The following is a 19,261-nucleotide window of genomic DNA, read 5'->3' as shown; positions in this document are numbered from 1 at the left end:
ACCTCCCGGGAGGAGTGGCAGGCCGTGCCTTGCACGCGCCCGGGGCGACGGCCCTTGCCGACGATCCGCTACAGGCGGGGGATGAAGTCGGTGCGCCGCTCGACCAGGAAGGCCTCGAACACCTCGGCCGCCCGGTTGGGCTGACGGTCTGCACGGCGGATCAGGAACCATTGCCGCAGCAGCGGCAGGCCGACATGGCGCAGCGCCACCAGCTTGCCCTCGCGCAGTTCCGAGTAGCAGGTGTGGGCGGAGATGACGGCAAGCCCGAGACCGGCCATCACCGCCTGCTTGATCGTCTCGTTGGTGCCCATCTCGACGACCTCGAAGGCGCGGCCGTGGCCGATGCGGTCGAGGAAACGCTCCATCAGGAGGCGCGTCCCGGAGCCCGGCTCGCGGGCGAGGAAGCGCTCCTTCAGCAGGTCCTCGGCGAGAATGTCGGGATCGGCGGCAAGGCGATGATCGGGTGGGGCGATCAGAACATGCGGATGGTCGCCGAGCACCGTCTGATGCACCGCGACGCCGGGCGGCGGGCGGCCCATGACGGCGAGATCGTATTCGTCGCGCTCCAGCGCCGCGATGACGGCCTCGCGGTTGCCGATCGCAAGCTTGACCCGGATGTCCGGGTGCCGTCTCTGGAACGCGGCGATGATCGCCGGGGCGAAATACTTGCCCGTGCTGACGACACCGACGACGACGGTGCCGGCGGCGCCGGTCTTGAGCGCCTGCAGCCGTTCCTGCGCCAGCGCCAGGCGCGTGTCGATCGCCTCGGCCGCGCGCAGCAGCTCGGCGCCGATCTCGGTCGGCAGGAAGCCCTCGGCGCCGCGCTCGAACAGCGGCGCACCGACGATCGACTCGAGCGTCTTCAGCTGGGTCGTCACCGCCGGCGGGGTCAGGTGCAGCACCTTGGCCGCACCGGTGACGGTGCCCTGCCCGACGGTCGTAGTCAGGGCGCGCAACTGCTTGAGGGTGAGGCTTCGCAGATCCGACATTAAATTTTTCTAACACAACATTCCAAATTTTTAAATTTTCTTTTTGGTCGCAGTCCGACATGGTCGAGCCCTGACGCGGCGCACGACCGCGGGGAGGAACACCAAGATGTCCGAGCCGACCTGCCGGCCCATAGCGATGGGCCGAACGCTGGAGCTTTGCCTCAAGCCCTATCTCGAGCGGACGGACGCTCATGCCTCCGCGGCGCGGGCCGTGCTGGCGCTGGCCGAGGCGGCGGCGGCAATCTCCGGCCTCGTCGCACTCGGGCCGCTTGCCGGCGCCCTCGGCCAGGCGACCGGCGGCGCCAATGCCGACGGCGACGAGCAGAAGCAGCTCGACGTGCAGGCGAACGACGCCGTGCTGGCGGCGCTGACCAAAACCTCCACCGCCTACTATGCCTCCGAGGAGGAGGACGCCATCCTGACCCTCGACCCGGCCGGCGACCTCGCGGTCGCCGTCGATCCGCTCGACGGCTCCTCGAACATCGACGCCAACGTCTCCATCGGCACGATCTTCTCGATCCTGCCGGCCGCGCCCGAGGGCGCCAGCGCCTCCTTCTTCGCTCCCGGCCGCCGGCAGATCGCCGCCGGCTACGTCATCTACGGCCCGCACACGGCGCTGGTGGTCTCGCTCGGCGACGGCGTCGAGCTGTTCGTGCTCGATCCCGCCGACCGGAGCTTCAAGCAGGCCCGCTCGGGCCTCGCCATCCCGGCCACGACGCGCGAATACGCCATCAACGCCTCCAACTACCGGCACTGGACCGCACCGGTGCGCCTGTTCATCGACGACTGCATCGCCGGCGCCGACGGTCCGCGCGGGCGCGACTTCAACATGCGCTGGGTCGCCTCGCTGGTCGCCGAGACGCACCGCATCTTCTCGCGCGGCGGCGTATTCCTCTATCCCGGCGACCGCCGCCCCGGCTACGAGTCCGGCCGTCTTCGCCTGCTCTACGAGGCCGCGCCGATCGCCTTCCTAGCCGAACAGGCCGGCGGCGCGGCGAGCGACGGCCTGCAGCCGATCCTCGACAAGGTCCCGACCACCCTGCACGAGCGCACGCCGCTGATCTTCGGCTCCAGCGAGAAGGTCGCCCGGCTGGTCAGCTACCACACCGATCCCGCCTTCGAGCGGTCGCAGTCGCCGCTGTTCGACCAGCGCGGCCTGTTCCGCGCCTGAGGAATAAGAGCCATGTCCATCAAGCACCCCATCATCTCCGTGACCGGCTCGTCCGGGGCCGGCACCTCGACGGTCAAGCACACCTTCGACCAGATCTTCCGGCGCGAGGGCATCCGCTCGGTGTCGATCGAGGGCGACGCCTTCCACCGCTACAACCGCGCGGAAATGAAGCGGGAGCTGGAGCGGCGCTCGGCCGAGGGCGACAACACGTTCAGCCATTTCAGCTTCGAGGCCAACGTCCTCGACCGGCTGGAGGGCGTGTTCCAGCGCTACGGCGAGACCGGGCGCGGCGAGACGCGCCACTACGTCCACGACGACCAGGAGGCCGAACGCTACGGCGTGCCGCCGGGCAACTTCACCGACTGGGCGGAGTTCGAGGCCGGCTCGGACCTGCTGTTCTACGAGGGCCTGCACGGCGCCGTGCGCGCCGAGGACATCGACATCGCCGGCAAGGCCGACCTGAAGATCGGCGTGGTGCCGGTGATCAACCTGGAATGGATCCAGAAGATCCACCGCGACCGGGCCAGCCGCGGCTATACGACCGAGGCCGTGACGGACGTCATCCTGCGCCGCATGCACGCCTATGTGCACTGCATCTGCCCGCAGTTCTCGGAGACGGACATCAACTTCCAGCGCGTGCCGGTGGTCGACACCTCGAACCCGTTCATCGCCCGCTGGATCCCGACCGCCGACGAGAGCCTGGTCGTGATCCGCTTCAAGAGCCCGCGCGGCATCGACTTCGCCTACCTGACCTCGATGATCCAGGGCAGCTGGATGAGCCGGGCGAACTCGATCGTCATCCCCGGCGGCAAGCTGGATCTGGCCATGCAGCTGATCCTGACGCCGATCATCCTGCGCCTCGTCGACACGGCGCGCCGCGCCTGACGGACACAACCCAAGGAACCGCGCCATGAACAAGCTCGCGACCGATTTCTCGCCCGCCCTGGAGGCGCAGATGGCCAATGCCGTGCGCGCCCTGTCGATGGATGCCGTGCAGATGGCCAATTCGGGCCATCCGGGCATGCCGATGGGCATGGCCGACGTCGCCACGGTGCTGTTCAACCGCTTCATGACGGTCGACCCCGCGCAGGCCGACTGGCCGGATCGCGACCGTTTCGTGCTGTCGGCCGGGCACGGCTCGATGCTGCTCTATGCGATACACCACCTGCTCGGCTACGAGGACATGGACATCGAGCAGCTGCGCCGCTTCCGCCAGCTCGGCAGCCGCACCGCCGGCCATCCCGAATACGGCCACGCGCTCGGCATCGAGACCACCACCGGCCCGCTCGGCCAGGGCATCGCCACCGCCGTCGGCATGGCACTGGCGGAAAAGATGCTCAAGGCGCGCTTCGGTGCCGACCTGGTCGACCACTGGACCTACGTCATCGCCGGCGACGGCTGCCTGATGGAGGGCATCAGCCACGAGGCGATCGACCTTGCCGGCCACCAGCGCCTCGGCCGCCTGATCGTGCTGTGGGACGACAACGCCATCACCATCGACGGTGCCACCAGCCTGTCGACCTCGATGGACCAGAAGGCGCGCTTCGAGGCCGCCGGCTGGCACGTGCAGGGCGTCGACGGCCACGACCATGCCGCCGTCGCCGCCGCCATCGAGGCCGCCCGCGCCGACGCCCGCCCGTCGCTGATCGCCTGCCGCACCATCATCGGCTACGGCGCGCCGAACAAGCAGGGCACCGCGGCGACCCACGGCTCGCCGCTCGGCGCCGCCGAGGTCGCCGCCGCGCGCGAGGCGCTCGGCTGGCCGCACGCGCCGTTCGTCGTCCCCGACGAGTTGCGCGCGGCCTGGACGGCGGCCGCCCGGCGCGGCGCGGCGGCACGCGCCCGCTGGCTGGAACGGCTGGCACGCAGCCCCAAGACCGACGCCTTCGAGGCTGCCCTCGCCGGCCCGGACCGGAGCGCGCTTGACGCCGCGGTCGATGCCTACAAGCGCCGCCTGGCGAGCGACGCGCCGACGGTCGCCACGCGCAAGGCCTCCGAGATGGCGCTCGAGGTGGTGACCGCGGCGGTGCCGTCGATGGTCGGCGGCTCCGCCGACCTGACCGGCTCCAACAACACCCGCACCAAGGCGATGCGGCCGGTGACGGCCGACGACGCCGGCGGCTCCTATCTGCATTACGGCATCCGCGAGCACGGCATGGCGGCGGCGATGAACGGCCTGGCGCTGCACGGCGGCATCGTGCCCTACGGCGGCACCTTCCTCGCCTTCGCCGACTACAGCCGGCCGGCGATCCGCCTCGGCGCGCTGATGGGGGTCCGGGCGATCCACGTCATGACCCACGATTCCATCGGGCTGGGCGAGGACGGGCCGACGCACCAGCCGGTCGAGCACCTGGCCAGCCTGCGCGCGATCCCGAACCTGCTGGTGTTCCGCCCGGCCGATGCGGTCGAGACCGCCGAGGCCTGGCAGACGGCCGTGCTGGCGCAGGCGACGCCATCGGTGCTGTGCCTGTCGCGCCAGAATCTGCCGGCGGTGCGCCTCGAACACAGCGACGAGAACCTGACCGCGCGCGGCGCCTACGTGCTGAAGGACGTCGCCGGTCGGCGCGACGTCACCCTGGTCGCGACCGGCTCCGAGGTCGCCATCGCCCTCGAGGCCGCCAGGCTGCTGGCGGAGACCGGCGTCCGCGCGGCGGTGGTTTCCGCGCCCTGTTTCGAGCTGTTCGAGCGGCAGGACGAGAGCTATCGGGCGAGCGTGCTCGGCACCGCGCCGCGGGTCGGCGTCGAGGCCGCCGTCGCCCAGGGCTGGCACCGCTGGCTCGGCACCTGGAGCGCCTTCGTCGGCATGGACGGCTTCGGTGCCTCCGCCCCGGCCGAGCAGCTCTACGCCCATTTCGGCATCACGCCGCAAAGGGTCGCCGAGGCGGCCCGCACCCTGATCAGCGCCTGAGGAGGAGGACCAAAGCCATGGCACGCATCACGCTTCGACAGCTGCTGGACCACGCCGCCGAGCACGGCTACGGCGTCCCGGCCTTCAACATCAACAACATGGAACAGGGCCTCGCGATCATGGAGGCGGCCAGGGCCTGCGACGCGCCGGTCATCATTCAGGCCTCGCGCGGTGCGCGCTCCTACGCCAACGACATCATGCTGGCGAAGATGATCGACGCATTGACCGAGATCTATCCCGACATCCCGGTATGCATGCACCAGGATCACGGCAACAACGAAGCCACCTGCATGACCGCGATCCGGCACGGCTTCACCTCGGTGATGATGGACGGCTCGCTGATGGCCGACGCCAAGACGCCGGCGAGCTACGAGTACAACGTCGCCATCACCGCCCGCGTCGCCGAAATGGCGCACTGGGTCGGCGCCTCGGTGGAAGGCGAACTCGGCGTGCTGGGCTCGCTGGAGACCGGCGAGGCAGAGGCCGAGGACGGCCACGGCGCGCAAGGCAAGCTCGGCCACGACCAGCTGCTGACCGACCCGGACCAGGCGGTCGACTTCGTGGCGCGCACCAAGGTCGACGCCCTGGCGATCGCCTGCGGCACCTCGCACGGCGCCTACAAGTTCTCGCGCAAGCCGACCGGCGACATCCTGGCGATGAGCGTGATCGAGGAGATCCACGCCAAGCTGCCGACGGTGCACCTGGTCATGCACGGCTCGTCGTCGGTGCCGCAGGAACTGCAGGACGTCATCAACCGCTACGGCGGCGAGATGCCGCAGACCTTCGGCGTACCGGTCGAGGAGATCGAGCGCGGCATCAAGCACGGCGTGCGCAAGGTCAACATCGACACCGACTGCCGCATGGCGATGGCCGGTCAGTTCCGCAAGATCGCCCAGGAGAACCCGCGCGAGTTCGATCCGCGCAAGTTCCTGAAGCCCGCCATGGACGCCATGCGCGACCTGTGCCGCGACCGCTTCGAACGCTTCGGCACCGCCGGACACGCCTCGAAAATCAAGGTCGTGCCGATGGACGAGATGGCCAGGCGCTATGCCAGCGGCGCGCTCGACCCGCGCCTCGCCGCCGCCCGGGCCGCCTGACGCCCGACAGACCAGACAGACGCAGAAGGACCAAGACCATGGACGCCAAGATGAAGGAAATCAAAGGCAAGGAACGCTACAAGGCCGGCGTGCTGAAATACGCCCAGATGGGCTACTGGGACGGCGACTACGAGCCCAAGGACACGGACGTCATCGCCCTGTTCCGCATCACGCCGCAGGACGGCGTCGATCCGATCGAGGCGGCCGCCGCTGTCGCCGGCGAAAGCTCGACTGCGACCTGGACCGTGGTGTGGACCGACCGGCTGACCGCCTGCGACAGCTACCGCGCCAAGGCCTACCGGGTCGACCCGGTGCCGGGCACGCCGGGCCAGTACTTCTGCTACGTCGCCTACGACCTGATCCTGTTCGAGGAAGGCTCGATCGCCAACCTGACCGCCTCGATCATCGGCAACGTGTTCTCGTTCAAGCCGCTCAAGGCGGCGCGGCTGGAGGACATGCGCTTCCCGGTCGCCTACGTGAAGACCTACAAGGGCCCGCCGACCGGCATTGTCGTCGAGCGCGAGCGGCTCGACAAGTTCGGCAAGCCGCTGCTCGGCGCCACGACCAAGCCGAAGCTCGGCCTGTCGGGCAAGAACTACGGCCGCGTCGTCTACGAGGGCCTGAAGGGCGGCCTCGATTTCATGAAGGACGACGAGAACATCAACTCTCAGCCGTTCATGCACTGGCGCGACCGTTTCCTGTACTGCATGGAGGCCGTCAACAAGGCCAGCGCCGAGACCGGCGAGGTCAAGGGCCACTACCTCAACATCACCGCCGGCACGATGGAGGAGATGTACCGGCGCGCCGAACTCGCCAAGGAACTCGGCTCGGTGATCGTCATGGTCGACCTGATCATCGGCTGGACGGCGATCCAGTCGATCTCGGAATGGTGCCGGCAGAACGACATGATCCTGCACATGCACCGCGCCGGCCACGGCACCTACACGCGCCAGAAGAACCACGGCATCTCGTTCCGCGTCATCGCCAAGTGGCTGCGGCTTGCCGGCGTCGACCACCTGCATTGCGGCACGGCCGTCGGCAAGCTCGAAGGCGATCCGCTGACCGTTCAGGGCTACTACAACGTCTGCCGCGAGACGCGGAACGCGGTCGACCTGCCGCGCGGCATCTTCTTCGAGCAGGACTGGGCCGACCTGAGGAAGGTCATGCCGGTCGCCTCCGGCGGCATCCATGCCGGCCAGATGCACCAGCTGCTCGACCTGTTCGGCGACGACGTCGTGCTGCAGTTCGGCGGCGGCACCATCGGCCATCCGATGGGCATCCAGGCGGGCGCGACGGCCAACCGCGTGGCGCTCGAGGCCATGGTGCTGGCCCGCAACGAAGGCCGCGACATCGTCAACGAGGGGCCGGAAATCCTGCGCGCCGCCGCCAAGTGGTGCAAGCCGCTGGAGGCCGCGCTCGATACCTGGGGCTCGATCACCTTCAACTACACCTCGACCGACACCTCGGACTTCGTGCCGACGCCGGCGGTCGCCTGACCGGCCGCGACACAAGGAGACACGACCATGCGCATCACCCAAGGCTGCTTTTCCTTCCTGCCCGATCTCACCGACGAGCAGATCGTCGCCCAGGTCGACTACTGCCTCGGCAACGACTGGGCCATCGGTATCGAGTTCACCTACGACCCGCATCCGCGCAACACCTATTGGGAGATGTGGGGCAATCCCATGTTCGACCTGAAGGACGCCGCCGGCGTGATGATGGAACTGAAGGAATGCCGCAAGGCTCATCCCGAGGCCTACATCCGACTCAACGCCTTCGATTCCACGCGCGGCTTCGAGACCGTTCGCATGTCCTTCATCGCCAACCGGCCGAAGGAGGAACCCCGGCTGAGGATGACCCGGACCGACGTCCGCGGCCGTTCGCAGCACTACTCCTGGACCCTCGACGCCTGACAGGAAAGGGCCGGCCAGCCATGTCGACACACGCAATCGCCGCAGACGGACCCGTCACCTCCGTCGACCTCGCCGAAGAGTACAAGGCCTCGGGCGTGGCGGAGATCCTCGACGAACTGGACAGGGAACTGGTCGGCCTGAAACCCGTCAAGCAGCGTATCCGCGAGATCGCCGCGCTGCTGCTGGTCGAGCGGGCGCGGAAGGCGATGGGCCTCGCCCACGAGACACCGACCCTGCACATGAGCTTCACCGGCAACCCCGGCACCGGCAAGACGACGGTGGCGCTGAGGATGGCCGGGCTTCTGCACCGGCTCGGCTACGTGCGCAAGGGCCATCTCGTCTCGGTGACCCGCGACGACCTGGTCGGTCAGTATATCGGCCACACGGCGCCCAAGACCAAGGAGGTGCTGAAGAAGGCGATGGGCGGCGTGCTGTTCATCGACGAGGCCTACTATCTGTATCGGCCCGACAACGAACGCGACTACGGCCAGGAGGCGATCGAGATCCTGCTGCAGGTGATGGAGAACAACCGCGACGACCTGGTCGTGATCCTGGCCGGCTACGCCGACCGGATGGACAGGTTCTTCTCCTCCAACCCGGGCTTCCGCTCGCGCATCGCGCATCACATCGACTTCCCCGACTATTCGGACGGGGAACTGCTGCACATCGCCGAACGGCTCCTGGCCGAGCAGAACTACCGGCTCGACGACGAGGCGAAGGCGCTGATGGCGCGCTACATCGAACTGCGCCGCGCCCAGCCGCATTTCGCCAATGCCCGCTCGATCCGCAACGCGCTCGACCGCGCACGCCTGCGCCAGGCCAACCGCCTGTTCGAGACCGCGTCGGGACCGGTGACGGCGGACGACCTGTCGACTATCACCGCCGCCGACATCGCCGTCAGCCGCGTGTTCACGATGGGCAGACCGGACGGCGAGGACTGAAGATACCTCACGCCGGAAAGGGCGTGACACAAGGGGCGGCGGGGTATACCTCCCTGACCATCCGCGACCGCCGCCCCTTTTTTCCGTTGGAGACGAGCCGACCATGACCCAGACCAGCACCCTGATCGCCCCCTCGATGCTTGCCAGCGACTTCTCGCGCCTGCGCGACGAGATCAAGGCAGTGGTCGGCGCCGGTGCGGACTGGATCCACCTCGACGTCATGGACGGGCATTTCGTGCCCAACATCACCTTCGGCCCGGACGTCATCGCCGCCATGCGCCCGCACACCGACAAGGTGTTCGACACGCACCTGATGATCGCGCCCTGCGACCTCTATCTGGAGGCCTTCGCCAAGGCCGGCTCCGACATCATCACCGTGCATGCCGAGGCCGGGCCGCATCTCGACCGCTCGCTGCAGGCGATCCGCGCGCTCGGCAAGAAGGCGGGCGTTTCGCTCAATCCCGGCACGCCGGAAAGCGTGATCGAGTACGTCCTCGACCGACTCGACCTGGTCCTGGTGATGAGCGTCAACCCGGGCTTCGGCGGTCAGAAGTTCATCCCGGCCGTGGTCGACAAGATCGCCCGCATCAAGGCGATGATCGGCGACCGGCCGATCGACATCGAGGTCGACGGCGGCGTCACCGCGGAGACCGCGCCGCTGGTCGCCCGGGCCGGCGCCAACGTGCTGGTCGCCGGCTCGGCCGTGTTCAAGGGCGGCACGCCGGAGACCGCCGACGTCTACGCCCGTCAGATCGCGGCGATCCGCCAGGCGTCGGACGCGGTGCGGACGGCGGCATGAGAGCGGTCGTCTTCGACCTCGACGGCACGCTGGTCGACAGCGTCGCGGCGATCGCCGACATCGGCAACACGCTGGTCGGCGAACTGGGCCTGGCGCCGCTCTGCCTCGACGAGGCGCGCGGCTACATCGGCAACGGCGCGGCGAAATTCGTCGAGCGCGCGCTCGCCGCCCGCGGCCGGACGCCAACCGGCGCGGACCTGCACATCCATGTCGAGCGCTTCGAGACGCTCTATGCCGCAGCACCCGGCGACGCCAACCGGCCGTTTCCCGGTGTCGAAGCGACGCTGCGGCTACTCAAGGCGCGCGGCGTCGCCCTCGGCCTGTGCACCAACAAGCCTGGCGCGCCGACGACAAACCTGCTCGCCGCGCTCGGCTGGAGCGAGCTGTTTGCGGCGGTGGTGACCGGCGACACGCTGGCGCAGAAGAAGCCCGATCCGGCGCCGCTGCACCATTGCGCGCGCCTGCTCGGCCATGCCGCAGCCGGCGGGCACATCGCCTATGTCGGCGACAGCGAGGTCGACGCGGCGACCGCCGAGGCCGCCGGCGCGCCGTTCCTGCTCTACACCGAAGGCTACCGCAAGGCGCCGGTCGAGGCGCTGCCGCACCGGGCCGCCTTTTCCGACTACGGCCGGCTGCCGGAGTTGCTCGACGCGCTGTTCGTCGACCTGGCGGAGACGCGCTGATGGCCCTGCGCGCGCTGATCTTCGACGTTGACGGTACCCTGTCGGAAACCGAGGAGGTGCACCGGCGCGCGTTCAACGAGGCCTTCGCGGCAGCGGGCCTCGACTGGCACTGGGACGCGGCGCTCTACGGCCGGCTGCTGAAGGTCACCGGCGGCAAGGAGCGCATCGCCGCCTTCGTCCGCGACCATCTGGGCCAGGCGCCCGATCCCGAGCGGATCGCCGTCCTGCACGCGGCCAAGACGGCGCGCTACGGCGCGCTGGTCGCCCAAGGCGGGCTGACCCTGCGCCCCGGCATCGCGGCGCTGATCGCCGATGCGCGCGCGGCCGGCCTGCGCCTCGCGGTGGCGACCACCACCAGCGGGCCCAACGTCGAGAGCCTGTGCCGGAGCTGCTTCGGCGCGCCGATGGCCGAGGTGTTCGACGCGATCGCCGCCGGCGACGAGGTCGCCGCCAAGAAGCCGGCGCCGGACGTCTACAGGCTCGCGCTCGACCGGCTCGGGCTGGCTGCGCAAGACTGCGTCGCGCTGGAGGATTCCCGCAACGGCCTGCTGTCGGCCAGGGCCGCCGGCCTGCGCTGCCTGGTCTCGCCCAGCCGCTACACCGCCGGCGAGGATTTCGCCGAGGCCGACGCGCGGGTCGACTGTTTCTCGGCCGTGGCCGGGATCGAGGCCCTGCAGGCGCGGCTCGGCGGCTGAGACACGCTCAGTCCGACGGGCCGAGCATCAGCCTGGGATCAACGATGCGGTCGAAGTCCTCGGCCGCGACAAGCCCGAGATCGAGACAGGCCTCGCGCAGGCTCATGTCGTGCTCGTAGGCATGGTGGGCGGCCCGGCTCGCCTTGTCGTAGCCGATCACCGGGCTGAGCGCCGTGACCAGCATCAGCGAACGTTCGACATAGGCGGCGATGCGCGCCTCGTTCGGCTCCATGCCCTCGACCAGGAAGCGGGCGAAGTTGGCACCGCCGTCGGCGAGCAGGCGCACCGACTGCAGCACCGCGTTGATCATCAGCGGCTTGTAGACGTTCATTTCAAGATGGCCGCCGGAACCGCCGATGCCGACGGCGACGTCGTTGGCCATCGCCTGCACGCAGACCATCGCCAGCGCCTCGCACTGGGTCGGGTTGACCTTGCCGGGCATGATCGACGAGCCCGGCTCGTTGGCCGGCAGCTTCAGTTCGTAGAGGCCGCAGCGCGGGCCGCAGGCCAGCAGGCGGATGTCGTTGGCGATCTTGAACAGCGAGCCGGCCAGCGTCTTCAGCGCGGCCGACAGCATGACCAGGCCGTCATGCGCGCCCTGGGCGGCGAACTTGTTCGGCGCGGTGACGAAGGGCAGGCCGGTGAGCGCGGCGATATGGGCGGCGGCCGCCTCGGCGAAGCCCTTCGGGGCGTTGATGCCGGTGCCGACCGCCGTGCCGCCCAGCGCCAGCCTGAACACGTCGCCGAGCGCGAAGTCGATCCGCGCCAAGTTGTCGTCGAGCATGGCGACATAGCCGGAGAACTCCTGGCCGAGCGTCAGCGGCGTGGCGTCCTGCAGATGCGTGCGGCCGATCTTGACGATCTGCGCCCAGGCCTGCGCCTTGGCGTCGAGGGCGTCGCGCAGGCCGGTCACCGCCGGAACCAGCCGTTGCGTGACCTGCACGGCGGCGGCGACGTTCATCGCGGCCGGGAAGCTGTCGTTGGAGGACTGCGACATGTTGACGTGATCGTTGGGATGCACCGGCCGCTTCGAGCCGAGCGTGCCGCCGGCCATCTCGATGGCCCGGTTGGCGATCACCTCGTTGACGTTCATGTTGGTCTGGGTGCCGCTGCCGGTCATCCACACGCGTAACGGAAAGTGGCCGTCGAGCCGGCCGCAGGCGACTTCCCCGGCGGCCGCGACGATCAGGTCTTTCAGATCCGCCGGCAGGACGCCCAGTTCGGCATTGGCGAGGGCGGAAGCCTGCTTCAGGATCCCGTAGGCGTGGATCAGCTCGATCGGCATCAGATCGGTGCCGATCGAGAAATAGGTCAGCGAGCGCTGCGTCTGCGCGCCCCAGTAACGGTCCTCTGGAACCTCGATCTCGCCCATGCTGTCGGTTTCGCGCCGCATGTCCGCCTCCTGCCGTTCGTCGGGCGGCGCCGGACCCGACGCCGCTCCCGTCCGAGACATGGACCGGAAGGCGCCGCGGGACAAGGTCGAAGGCGCCGGTCCCGCCCGCGACGGCGGCAGTCGGAACCGGACGGCGGGCACTAGATAGGATTGCAACTCATTCGCAATTATATTATCTTTGCAAATCGTTCTTAAAAGCGTTTGTGTTTTGCCGCGCGACGCGCCAAAGTGACATCGAAAGGCCTTCAACCGATGACCCTGTCGCCGCGTTTCCTGGTAACCCGCGCCACCGCGCTGATCGCCGCCGGCACGCTTGCTCTTATCCTTGCCCTGGCTCTTGCCCCGGCGCGGGCCGCGGCCGAGCCGCTGAAGGTGGTCGCCACCACGGCGATGATCGCCGACGCAGCCCGCCAGGTCGGCGGTGACCTGGTCGAGGTCCGCGCCCTGATGGGACCGGGCGTCGATCCGCACGCCTTCCGCCAGACCCGCACCGACATCGTCGCCATGACCAAGGCCGACCTCGTGCTGTGGCACGGCCTCTACCTGGAAGCGCAGATGGAGGGCTTCCTGCAGGGGCTCGCCGAGAAACGTCCGGTCGTCGCCGTCGCCGGGGCGCTGCCGAAGGACCACCGGTTGATCACGCACGAGGATTACGCCGACAAGTTTGATCCGCACGTGTGGATGGATCCGGCGCTATGGGCCGAGGTCGTGACCGCCGTCCGCGACGCGCTCGCCACGGCACGCCCGGAGGCCGCCGAATTCTTTACCGCCAACGCGCAGGCGCACCTGAAGGACATCGCAGCACTCGACGCCTACAGCCGCCAGGTGCTGGCTAGCGTGCCGGAAGGCGCGCGGGTGCTGCTGACCGCCCACGACGCCTTCGGCTATTTCGGCAGAGCCTACGGCTTCGAGGTCGTCGGCATCCAGGGCATCTCGACCGAGAGCGAGGCCGGCCTCAACCGCATCGCCGCGCTCGTCGACCTGCTGGTCGAGCGCAGGATCGGCGCGGTCTTCGTCGAATCCTCCGTTTCCGACCGCAACATCCGCGCCCTGATCGAGGGTGCCGCCGCCCGCGGACACACGGTCGCCGTCGGCGGCGAACTCTTCTCCGACGCCATGGGCGCGCCGGACAGCTACGAAGGCACCTATGTCGGCATGATCGATCATAACGTCACGACCATCGCCCGCGCCCTCGGCGGACAGTCGCCCGACCGCGGCATGGCCGGCCGGCTTTCCGCCGGCCTGTAGGGGGAGCCCCAGACACCATGAGCGGCCCGACCCTCGAACTGGCCACCTGCGACGGCGCGGCCACCGGCGACGACAACGCCCCGGCGGCGCTGGCGATCCGCGCCATGACCGTCAGCTACGGCGACAAGCCGGCGGTGTTCTCGGTCGACGCCGAGATGCCGGCCGGCAGCATGACCGCCATCGTCGGGCCGAACGGCGCCGGCAAGTCGACCTTGCTGAAGGCCGCGCTCGGCATCGTGCCGCGCCTGTCGGGCACGGTGACCGTCCATGGGGAGCCGCTGCGCGCGGCGCGCCACCGCATCGCCTACGTGCCCCAGCGCGCCTCCGTCGACTGGGACTTCCCGACCCGCGCGCTCGATGTGGTGCTGATGGGCCTGTCGCGCGAACTCGGCCTGCTGCGCCCGGTCCGCGCCCGCCACCGCGAGCGGGCACGCGCCTGCCTGGAGCGGGTCGGCATGGCGGATTTCGCTGACCGCCAGATCGGTCAGCTGTCCGGCGGCCAGCAACAGCGGGTGTTCCTGGCCCGCGCGCTGGCCCAGGATGCCGACCTCTACCTGCTCGACGAGCCCTTCGCCGGCGTCGACGCGGCGACCGAACGCACCATCATCGACGTCCTCAAGTCGCTCAAGGCCGAGGGACGCACGGTCGTCTGCGTCCACCACGACCTGGCCACCGTCGCCGCCTATTTCGATCGCGTGCTGCTGATCAACCTGCGCAAGATCGCCGAGGGACCTGTCGCCACGACCTTCACCGCGGCGACCTTGCAGGCAACCTACGGCGGCCGCCTCGCCGGCGCCCACATCGACCAGCTGAAGCTGCCGGCGGCCTGACGCGTCATGGTGCAACCGATCCTCGACGCCCTCCTGCTACAGGCCGGCTACAACGCCGCGCTCGTCGCCGTCGGCGCGACGCTGCTCGGCGTGTCGGCCGGCGCCGCCGGCACCTTCCTCTACCTGCGCAAGCGCACGCTGGTCAGCGACGCAGTCGCCCATGCGACGCTGCCGGGCGTCGGTCTCGCCTTCATGGCCATGGTCGCCCTCGGCGGCGACGGCCGCAGCCTGCCCGGCCTGCTCGCCGGCTCCGCGTTGTCGGCGGGTCTCGGCCTGCTCGCCGTCGACTGGATCGCGCGGCGCACGCGACTTGCCGAGGACGCCGCCATCGGCGCCGTGCTGTCGGTGTTCTTCGGCTTCGGCATCGTGCTGCTGACGGTCATCCAGAGCCTGGCGACGGGACGACAAGCCGGTCTGGAAGGGTTCCTGCTCGGCTCCACCGCCGGCATGCTTTACCAGGATGCTCTGACGATCGCCGTCGGCGGCGCGGCCGCATTGGCCGCCATCGTCGTCCTGCGCCGGCCGATGACGCTGGTCTGCTTCGATCCCGACTACGCAGCGGCGACCGGCATCGACAGCCGGCGCATCGACCTCGCCATGATGGCGCTGGCGCTCGCCATCACGGTGATCGGCCTGAAGCTGGTCGGCCTGATCCTGATCGTCGCGATGCTGATCATCCCGCCGGTCACCGCACGGCTATGGAGCGAGCGCACGGACACCGTCGTGTGGACTGCGGGCGCGCTCGGCGGCGTGTCGGGCTATGTCGGCGCCGCGCTGTCGGCCGCCCTGCCCGGACTGCCGACCGGGCCGATCATCGTGCTGGTCAGTTTCGCCCTGTTCCTCGCCTCTCTGGCCTGCGCGCCGCGCCGGGGTGTGCTCGCCGCGGCCCTCGCCTATCATCGCTTCCAGCGTCGCGTGCACCGGCGTCAGGGCCTGCTGGCGCTGGCTCACGGCGAGCCGATCCTCGACCCGCTGACTCTGCGCGTGCTGATGCGCGCCGGCCTGATGCGCCCCGACCGCGTCGCCACCGAGGCCGGCCGCGCCCAGGCGGCCAAGGCGCTGCGCGACGAGCGCCGCTGGCAGGTCGCGCGCCAGATCCACAGCGACGACGCGCTTGCCGGCCGCTACGACGGCCTGACGCCGATCGAGACGGTGCTCACCCCGGACGAGGTCGCCGACATCGATGCCCGCATCGGCGGACCGAACCCGGCGGCGGGAGGTGCATGATGAGCGAGGAATTCGTCCAGCTCAGCCTGACGCCGCTGCTGATCGGCGTGCTCGCGGCAATCGCCTGCGCCCTGCCCGGCAACTTCCTGATCCTGCGCCGCCAGGCGCTGATCGGCGACGCCATCTCCCATGTCGTGCTGCCGGGCATCGTCGTCGCCTTCCTGGTCACCGGCGCGGTTTCGACCTGGCCGATGATGCTCGGCGCCGCCGGCGCGGCGGTCGTCGCCGTCGTGCTGATCGAGGCGATCAAGCGGCTTGGCCGGATCGAGCCGGGGGCGGCCATGGGCGTCACCTTCACCGCCCTGTTCGCTGGCGGCGTGCTGCTGCTGGAGCAGAGCGACACCAGTTCGGTCCAACTCGACGTCGAGCACGCGCTCTACGGCAACCTGGAAAGCCTGATCTGGCTCGCCGCCGACGGCTGGCCGTCGTTGCTTGACCCGGTCGCGCTCGCCGGGCTGCCACCCGAACTGCCGCGCATGGCCGCCGTCGCGGGGCTCATCGCCGTGTTGACCGTGCTGTTCTGGCGGCCGCTGAAGCTGTCGACCTTCGACGAGGGCTTCGCCGCCGCGATCGGCCTGCCGACCGCGACGATCAGCTTCGGCCTCGTCATCGTCGCCGCGGTCGCCGCGGTCGCCGCCTTCGACGCGGTCGGTTCGATCATCGTCATCGCCATGTTTATCTGCCCGCCCGCCGCCGCCCGGCTGATGACCAACCGGCTTGAGGTCCAGGTGCTGTGGAGCGTCGCCTTCGCCGCCCTGTCGGCCGTGCTCGGCTATGTGCTGGCCGGCTACGGCCCGCTGTGGCTCGGCGCCGACCACGCCGTCAGCGCCGCCGGCATGATCGCCACCGTCTCCGGCGCGATCCTCGCGCTCGCCTGCCTCGCCGCCCCGCAGCGCAGCCGATAGGCGACACCCAGGCGCGTGCGTCACGAGACGACAAAGCGTGACATGCAACACAAGGGAAGATACACGAAAAAGCTACCTTTCTTCACGCGGACGACACGCAGTCCGCACCCCAGGAAGAGAGGAAAGCAAGATGATTACTTCGAAGAAAATTGCCACCTGCTTCGCCGTTATCGGGACGATGCTGTCGGTCGCGACGTCTTCGGCCAGCGCGGCCCCGAACGACGGAGCGACCCTCGGCGAGTGCTACAACAACTGGATCTCCTACTGCAACGGCCACGCGCCGAACGGCGGCGTCACCTCCTGCCACACCCAGAGCCTCGACCGCTGCGACAAGATCCACAAGGCCACTATGAGCCAGATCCCCGGCAGCCAGATCAAGGCCATGCGCGCCAACGCCCTGAAGCGGGTGACCCCGGCGCGCGCCTCAGTCCGCTGATCGCCCAGACGCGAAAAAACGGCCGTCCGGACGTCCCGTCCGGCGGCCGTTTTTCGTCTGGCGCCTCGCCGCCTAATGTTCGGCGGGCGTCACCATCGCGGTGATCGTGTCGTGGATCGAGATCGTGCCGATCGGCCGGCCCGACCCGTTGACGACATTGGCGACGCTCTCGCCGGCATCGGCGAACGTGCGGGCCGCGTCCTCAAGCCTGCTGCCGCTCTTGACCGACAGCTGCGTCGGCGCGGTGCGACCCGTTTCCATCACCGTGTCGACCCTGATCACCCGGCCGCGGTTCACCTCCTTGACGAAATCGGCGATGTAGCCGTCGGCCGGCTTGAGCACGATCTGCTGGCCGGTGCCCTGCTGGACGACGGCGCCGTCGCGCAGGATGGCGATGCGGTCGCCGAGGCGCAGCGCCTCGTCGAGGTCGTGGGTGATGAACACGATCGTCTTGTGCAGTTCCTCCTGCAGGTCGAGCAGCACCTTCTGCATGTCGACCCGGATCAGCGGATCGAGCGCGGAGAAAGCCTCGTCCATCAAAAGGATATCGGCGTCGTTGGTGAGCGCCCGGGCGAGGCCAACGCGCTGCTGCATGCCGCCAGACAGTTGATTCGGATAATAGTCCTCGTAGCCCTCCAGCCCGACACGGGCGATCCAGCGCGCGGCGCGCTGCTCCGCCTCCCGGGCGCCGATGCCCTGGATCTCCAGCCCGTAGACGACGTTCTTCATCACCGTGCGATGCGGCAGCAGGGCGAACTTCTGGAACACCATCGCCGTCTTGTGGCGGCGGAACGCGCGCAGTTCGGTCGCCGACATCCGGCACACGTCGATGCCCTCGTGGAGCACCTCGCCGGCCGTCGGCTCGATCAGCCGGTTGATGTGGCGGATCAGCGTCGACTTGCCCGAGCCGGACAGGCCCATGACCACCTGGATCTTGCCGCCCGGCATGGAGATGTTGATGTCGTTCAGGCCGAGCACGTGGTTGTAGCGCTCGTTCAGCTCGGTCTTCGACATGCCGTCTCGGACCTTGTCGACCATCGCCTTGTCGTCCGGGCCGAAGATCTTGAAGAGGTTGCGGATCTCGATGCCGCCCTGCGGATCAGCCATGGACCACCTCGGAATGCTTCTGCAGGCGCTTGCCGTAGGCCTGGGTGGCGCGGTCGAAGATGATCGCGATGGCAACGATGGCGAGCCCGTTCAGCACGCCGAGCGTGAAATACTGGTTGTTGATCGCCTGCAGCACCGGCTGGCCGAGGCCGCGCACGCCGATCATGGAGGCGACGACGACCATGGCGAGCGACATCATGATGCACTGGTTGATGCCGGCCATGATGGTCGGCAGCGCCAGCGGCAGCTGGACGTTCCTCAGCTTCTGCCAGGACGACGAGCCGAAGGCGTCGGCCGCCTCGAGCACGTCGGGGCTGACCAGGCGGATGCCGAGGTTGGTCAGCCGGATCATCGGCGGAATGGCGTAGATGACCACGGCGATGACGCCCGGCACCTTGCCCAGACCGAAGATCATCACGACGGGGATCAGATAGACGAACACCGGCATGGTCTGCATCAGGTCGAGCACCGGGTTGACCAGCGCCTGCAGCCGGTCGGAGCGCGCCATGGCGATGCCGATCGGGATGCCGAGCACGATCGCCGTCAGCGTGCACACCGCCACCATGGCAATGGTGCGCATGGTGTCCTCCCACATGCCGAGATAGCCGATCGCCATCAGCGCGGCCAGCGAGCCGAGCGTGATGCGCCAGCTGCGGCTCATCAGGAAGACAATGCCGACGATGGCGGCAAGAACGAGCGGCCAGGGCGAGGTCAGCAGCAGCTGCTCGAGCCCGATCAGGAACTGCCTGAGCGGCTCGAAGACGGTCTCCAGGGTCTCGCCATAGGCCCGGGTGAACGCCTTGAAGCTTTCGTCCACCGTCCGGCGCAGCAGCCTGAGGTCGCCGCGGCTGAGGGAAGGAAATTCGATCCAGTCCATGTCCTTGTCCTGACCTTTCAGGCCCAGTCTGCGAAGGCCCGC

19 protein-coding genes are annotated in these 19,261 nt (G+C 69.0%); 15 read left to right on the top strand and 4 right to left on the bottom strand.

Going from position 1 to position 19,261, the window contains the following annotated elements; all coding sequences use genetic code 11:
* Nucleotides 1-68: 68 nt before the first annotated feature.
* A complete protein-coding gene (locus SL003B_RS05020) occupies nt 69-989 on the bottom strand; it encodes a LysR substrate-binding domain-containing protein (RefSeq protein WP_013651740.1) in 921 nt (306 codons plus the stop codon).
* Nucleotides 990-1,125: 136 nt separating this feature from the next.
* Between SL003B_RS05020 and SL003B_RS05015 the strand changes: the two genes are divergently transcribed.
* The 10 genes from SL003B_RS05015 (at nt 1,126) to SL003B_RS04970 (ending at nt 11,196) form a co-directional block, all read left to right on the top strand.
* The gene (locus SL003B_RS05015) at nt 1,126-2,160 is read left to right on the top strand and encodes a class 1 fructose-bisphosphatase (protein ID WP_148259400.1); all 1,035 of its coding nucleotides are present in this window, start codon (nt 1,126-1,128) and stop codon (nt 2,158-2,160) included.
* A 12-nt stretch (nt 2,161-2,172) separates the two neighbouring features.
* Entirely contained in the window at nt 2,173-3,045 is an 873-nt protein-coding gene (locus tag SL003B_RS05010) for a phosphoribulokinase (protein ID WP_013651738.1), read from the top strand.
* A 25-nt stretch (nt 3,046-3,070) separates the two neighbouring features.
* Nucleotides 3,071-5,068: a transketolase gene (gene tkt, locus SL003B_RS05005; RefSeq protein WP_013651737.1), complete on the top strand. Its 1,998-nt coding sequence runs from the start codon at nt 3,071-3,073 to the stop codon at nt 5,066-5,068.
* A gap of 17 nt (nt 5,069-5,085) precedes the next feature.
* The gene (gene fba / locus SL003B_RS05000; RefSeq protein WP_013651736.1) at nt 5,086-6,165 is read left to right on the top strand and encodes a class II fructose-bisphosphate aldolase; all 1,080 of its coding nucleotides are present in this window, start codon (nt 5,086-5,088) and stop codon (nt 6,163-6,165) included.
* Between the two features lie 38 nt (nt 6,166-6,203).
* A complete protein-coding gene (locus SL003B_RS04995; RefSeq protein WP_013651735.1) occupies nt 6,204-7,661 on the top strand; it encodes a form I ribulose bisphosphate carboxylase large subunit in 1,458 nt (485 codons plus the stop codon).
* A 27-nt stretch (nt 7,662-7,688) separates the two neighbouring features.
* Complete coding sequence (locus SL003B_RS04990) at nt 7,689-8,078, top strand: ribulose bisphosphate carboxylase small subunit (RefSeq protein WP_013651734.1); 390 nt, start codon at nt 7,689-7,691, stop codon at nt 8,076-8,078.
* Between the two features lie 20 nt (nt 8,079-8,098).
* Nucleotides 8,099-9,019: a CbbX protein gene (gene cbbX / locus SL003B_RS04985; RefSeq protein ID WP_013651733.1), complete on the top strand. Its 921-nt coding sequence runs from the start codon at nt 8,099-8,101 to the stop codon at nt 9,017-9,019.
* A gap of 103 nt (nt 9,020-9,122) precedes the next feature.
* Complete coding sequence (rpe, locus tag SL003B_RS04980) at nt 9,123-9,818, top strand: ribulose-phosphate 3-epimerase (protein WP_013651732.1); 696 nt, start codon at nt 9,123-9,125, stop codon at nt 9,816-9,818.
* On the top strand, nt 9,815-10,501 hold the full coding sequence (gph, locus tag SL003B_RS04975; protein ID WP_013651731.1) for a phosphoglycolate phosphatase: 687 nt from the start codon (nt 9,815-9,817) through the stop codon (nt 10,499-10,501). The genes rpe and gph overlap by 4 nt, the downstream gene beginning before the upstream one ends.
* Entirely contained in the window at nt 10,501-11,196 is a 696-nt protein-coding gene (locus tag SL003B_RS04970) for an HAD-IA family hydrolase (protein WP_013651730.1), read from the top strand. Before gph ends, SL003B_RS04970 begins: the two co-directional genes overlap by 1 nt.
* Before the next feature lie 7 nt (nt 11,197-11,203).
* Here the strand turns inward: SL003B_RS04970 and fumC are convergent, their stop codons facing one another.
* A complete protein-coding gene (gene fumC / locus SL003B_RS04965) occupies nt 11,204-12,589 on the bottom strand; it encodes a class II fumarate hydratase (RefSeq protein ID WP_013651729.1) in 1,386 nt (461 codons plus the stop codon).
* Between the two features lie 252 nt (nt 12,590-12,841).
* Here fumC and SL003B_RS04960 point away from each other — a divergent pair, with 252 nt between their 5' ends.
* The 5 genes from SL003B_RS04960 (at nt 12,842) to SL003B_RS04940 (ending at nt 17,235) form a co-directional block, all read left to right on the top strand.
* Nucleotides 12,842-13,837, top strand: a complete 996-nt coding sequence (locus tag SL003B_RS04960) for a metal ABC transporter solute-binding protein, Zn/Mn family (protein WP_013651728.1) — start codon at nt 12,842-12,844, stop codon at nt 13,835-13,837.
* A gap of 17 nt (nt 13,838-13,854) precedes the next feature.
* On the top strand, nt 13,855-14,667 hold the full coding sequence (locus SL003B_RS04955) for a metal ABC transporter ATP-binding protein (RefSeq protein WP_013651727.1): 813 nt from the start codon (nt 13,855-13,857) through the stop codon (nt 14,665-14,667).
* Nucleotides 14,668-14,673: 6 nt separating this feature from the next.
* Nucleotides 14,674-15,894, top strand: a complete 1,221-nt coding sequence (locus SL003B_RS04950) for a metal ABC transporter permease (RefSeq protein WP_013651726.1) — start codon at nt 14,674-14,676, stop codon at nt 15,892-15,894.
* Complete coding sequence (locus tag SL003B_RS04945; protein WP_013651725.1) at nt 15,894-16,799, top strand: metal ABC transporter permease; 906 nt, start codon at nt 15,894-15,896, stop codon at nt 16,797-16,799. Before SL003B_RS04950 ends, SL003B_RS04945 begins: the two co-directional genes overlap by 1 nt.
* A gap of 130 nt (nt 16,800-16,929) precedes the next feature.
* A complete protein-coding gene (locus SL003B_RS04940; RefSeq protein WP_013651724.1) occupies nt 16,930-17,235 on the top strand; it encodes a hypothetical protein in 306 nt (101 codons plus the stop codon).
* A 72-nt stretch (nt 17,236-17,307) separates the two neighbouring features.
* Here SL003B_RS04940 and SL003B_RS04935 read toward each other — a convergent pair whose 3' ends face one another.
* Together SL003B_RS04935 and SL003B_RS04930 are read right to left on the bottom strand one after the other, a co-directional pair.
* Complete coding sequence (locus SL003B_RS04935) at nt 17,308-18,342, bottom strand: quaternary amine ABC transporter ATP-binding protein (RefSeq protein ID WP_013651723.1); 1,035 nt, start codon at nt 18,340-18,342, stop codon at nt 17,308-17,310.
* Nucleotides 18,335-19,219: an ABC transporter permease gene (locus tag SL003B_RS04930; protein ID WP_013651722.1), complete on the bottom strand. Its 885-nt coding sequence runs from the start codon at nt 19,217-19,219 to the stop codon at nt 18,335-18,337. Before SL003B_RS04930 ends, SL003B_RS04935 begins: the two co-directional genes overlap by 8 nt.
* Between the last annotated feature and the right edge of the window lie 42 nt (nt 19,220-19,261).

Source organism: Polymorphum gilvum SL003B-26A1, assembly GCF_000192745.1.
Lineage (GTDB): Bacteria > Pseudomonadota > Alphaproteobacteria > Rhizobiales > Stappiaceae > Polymorphum > Polymorphum gilvum.
The sequence above is the reverse complement of the archived record's forward strand: the minus strand, read 5'-3'. Positions and strand labels throughout refer to the sequence as shown.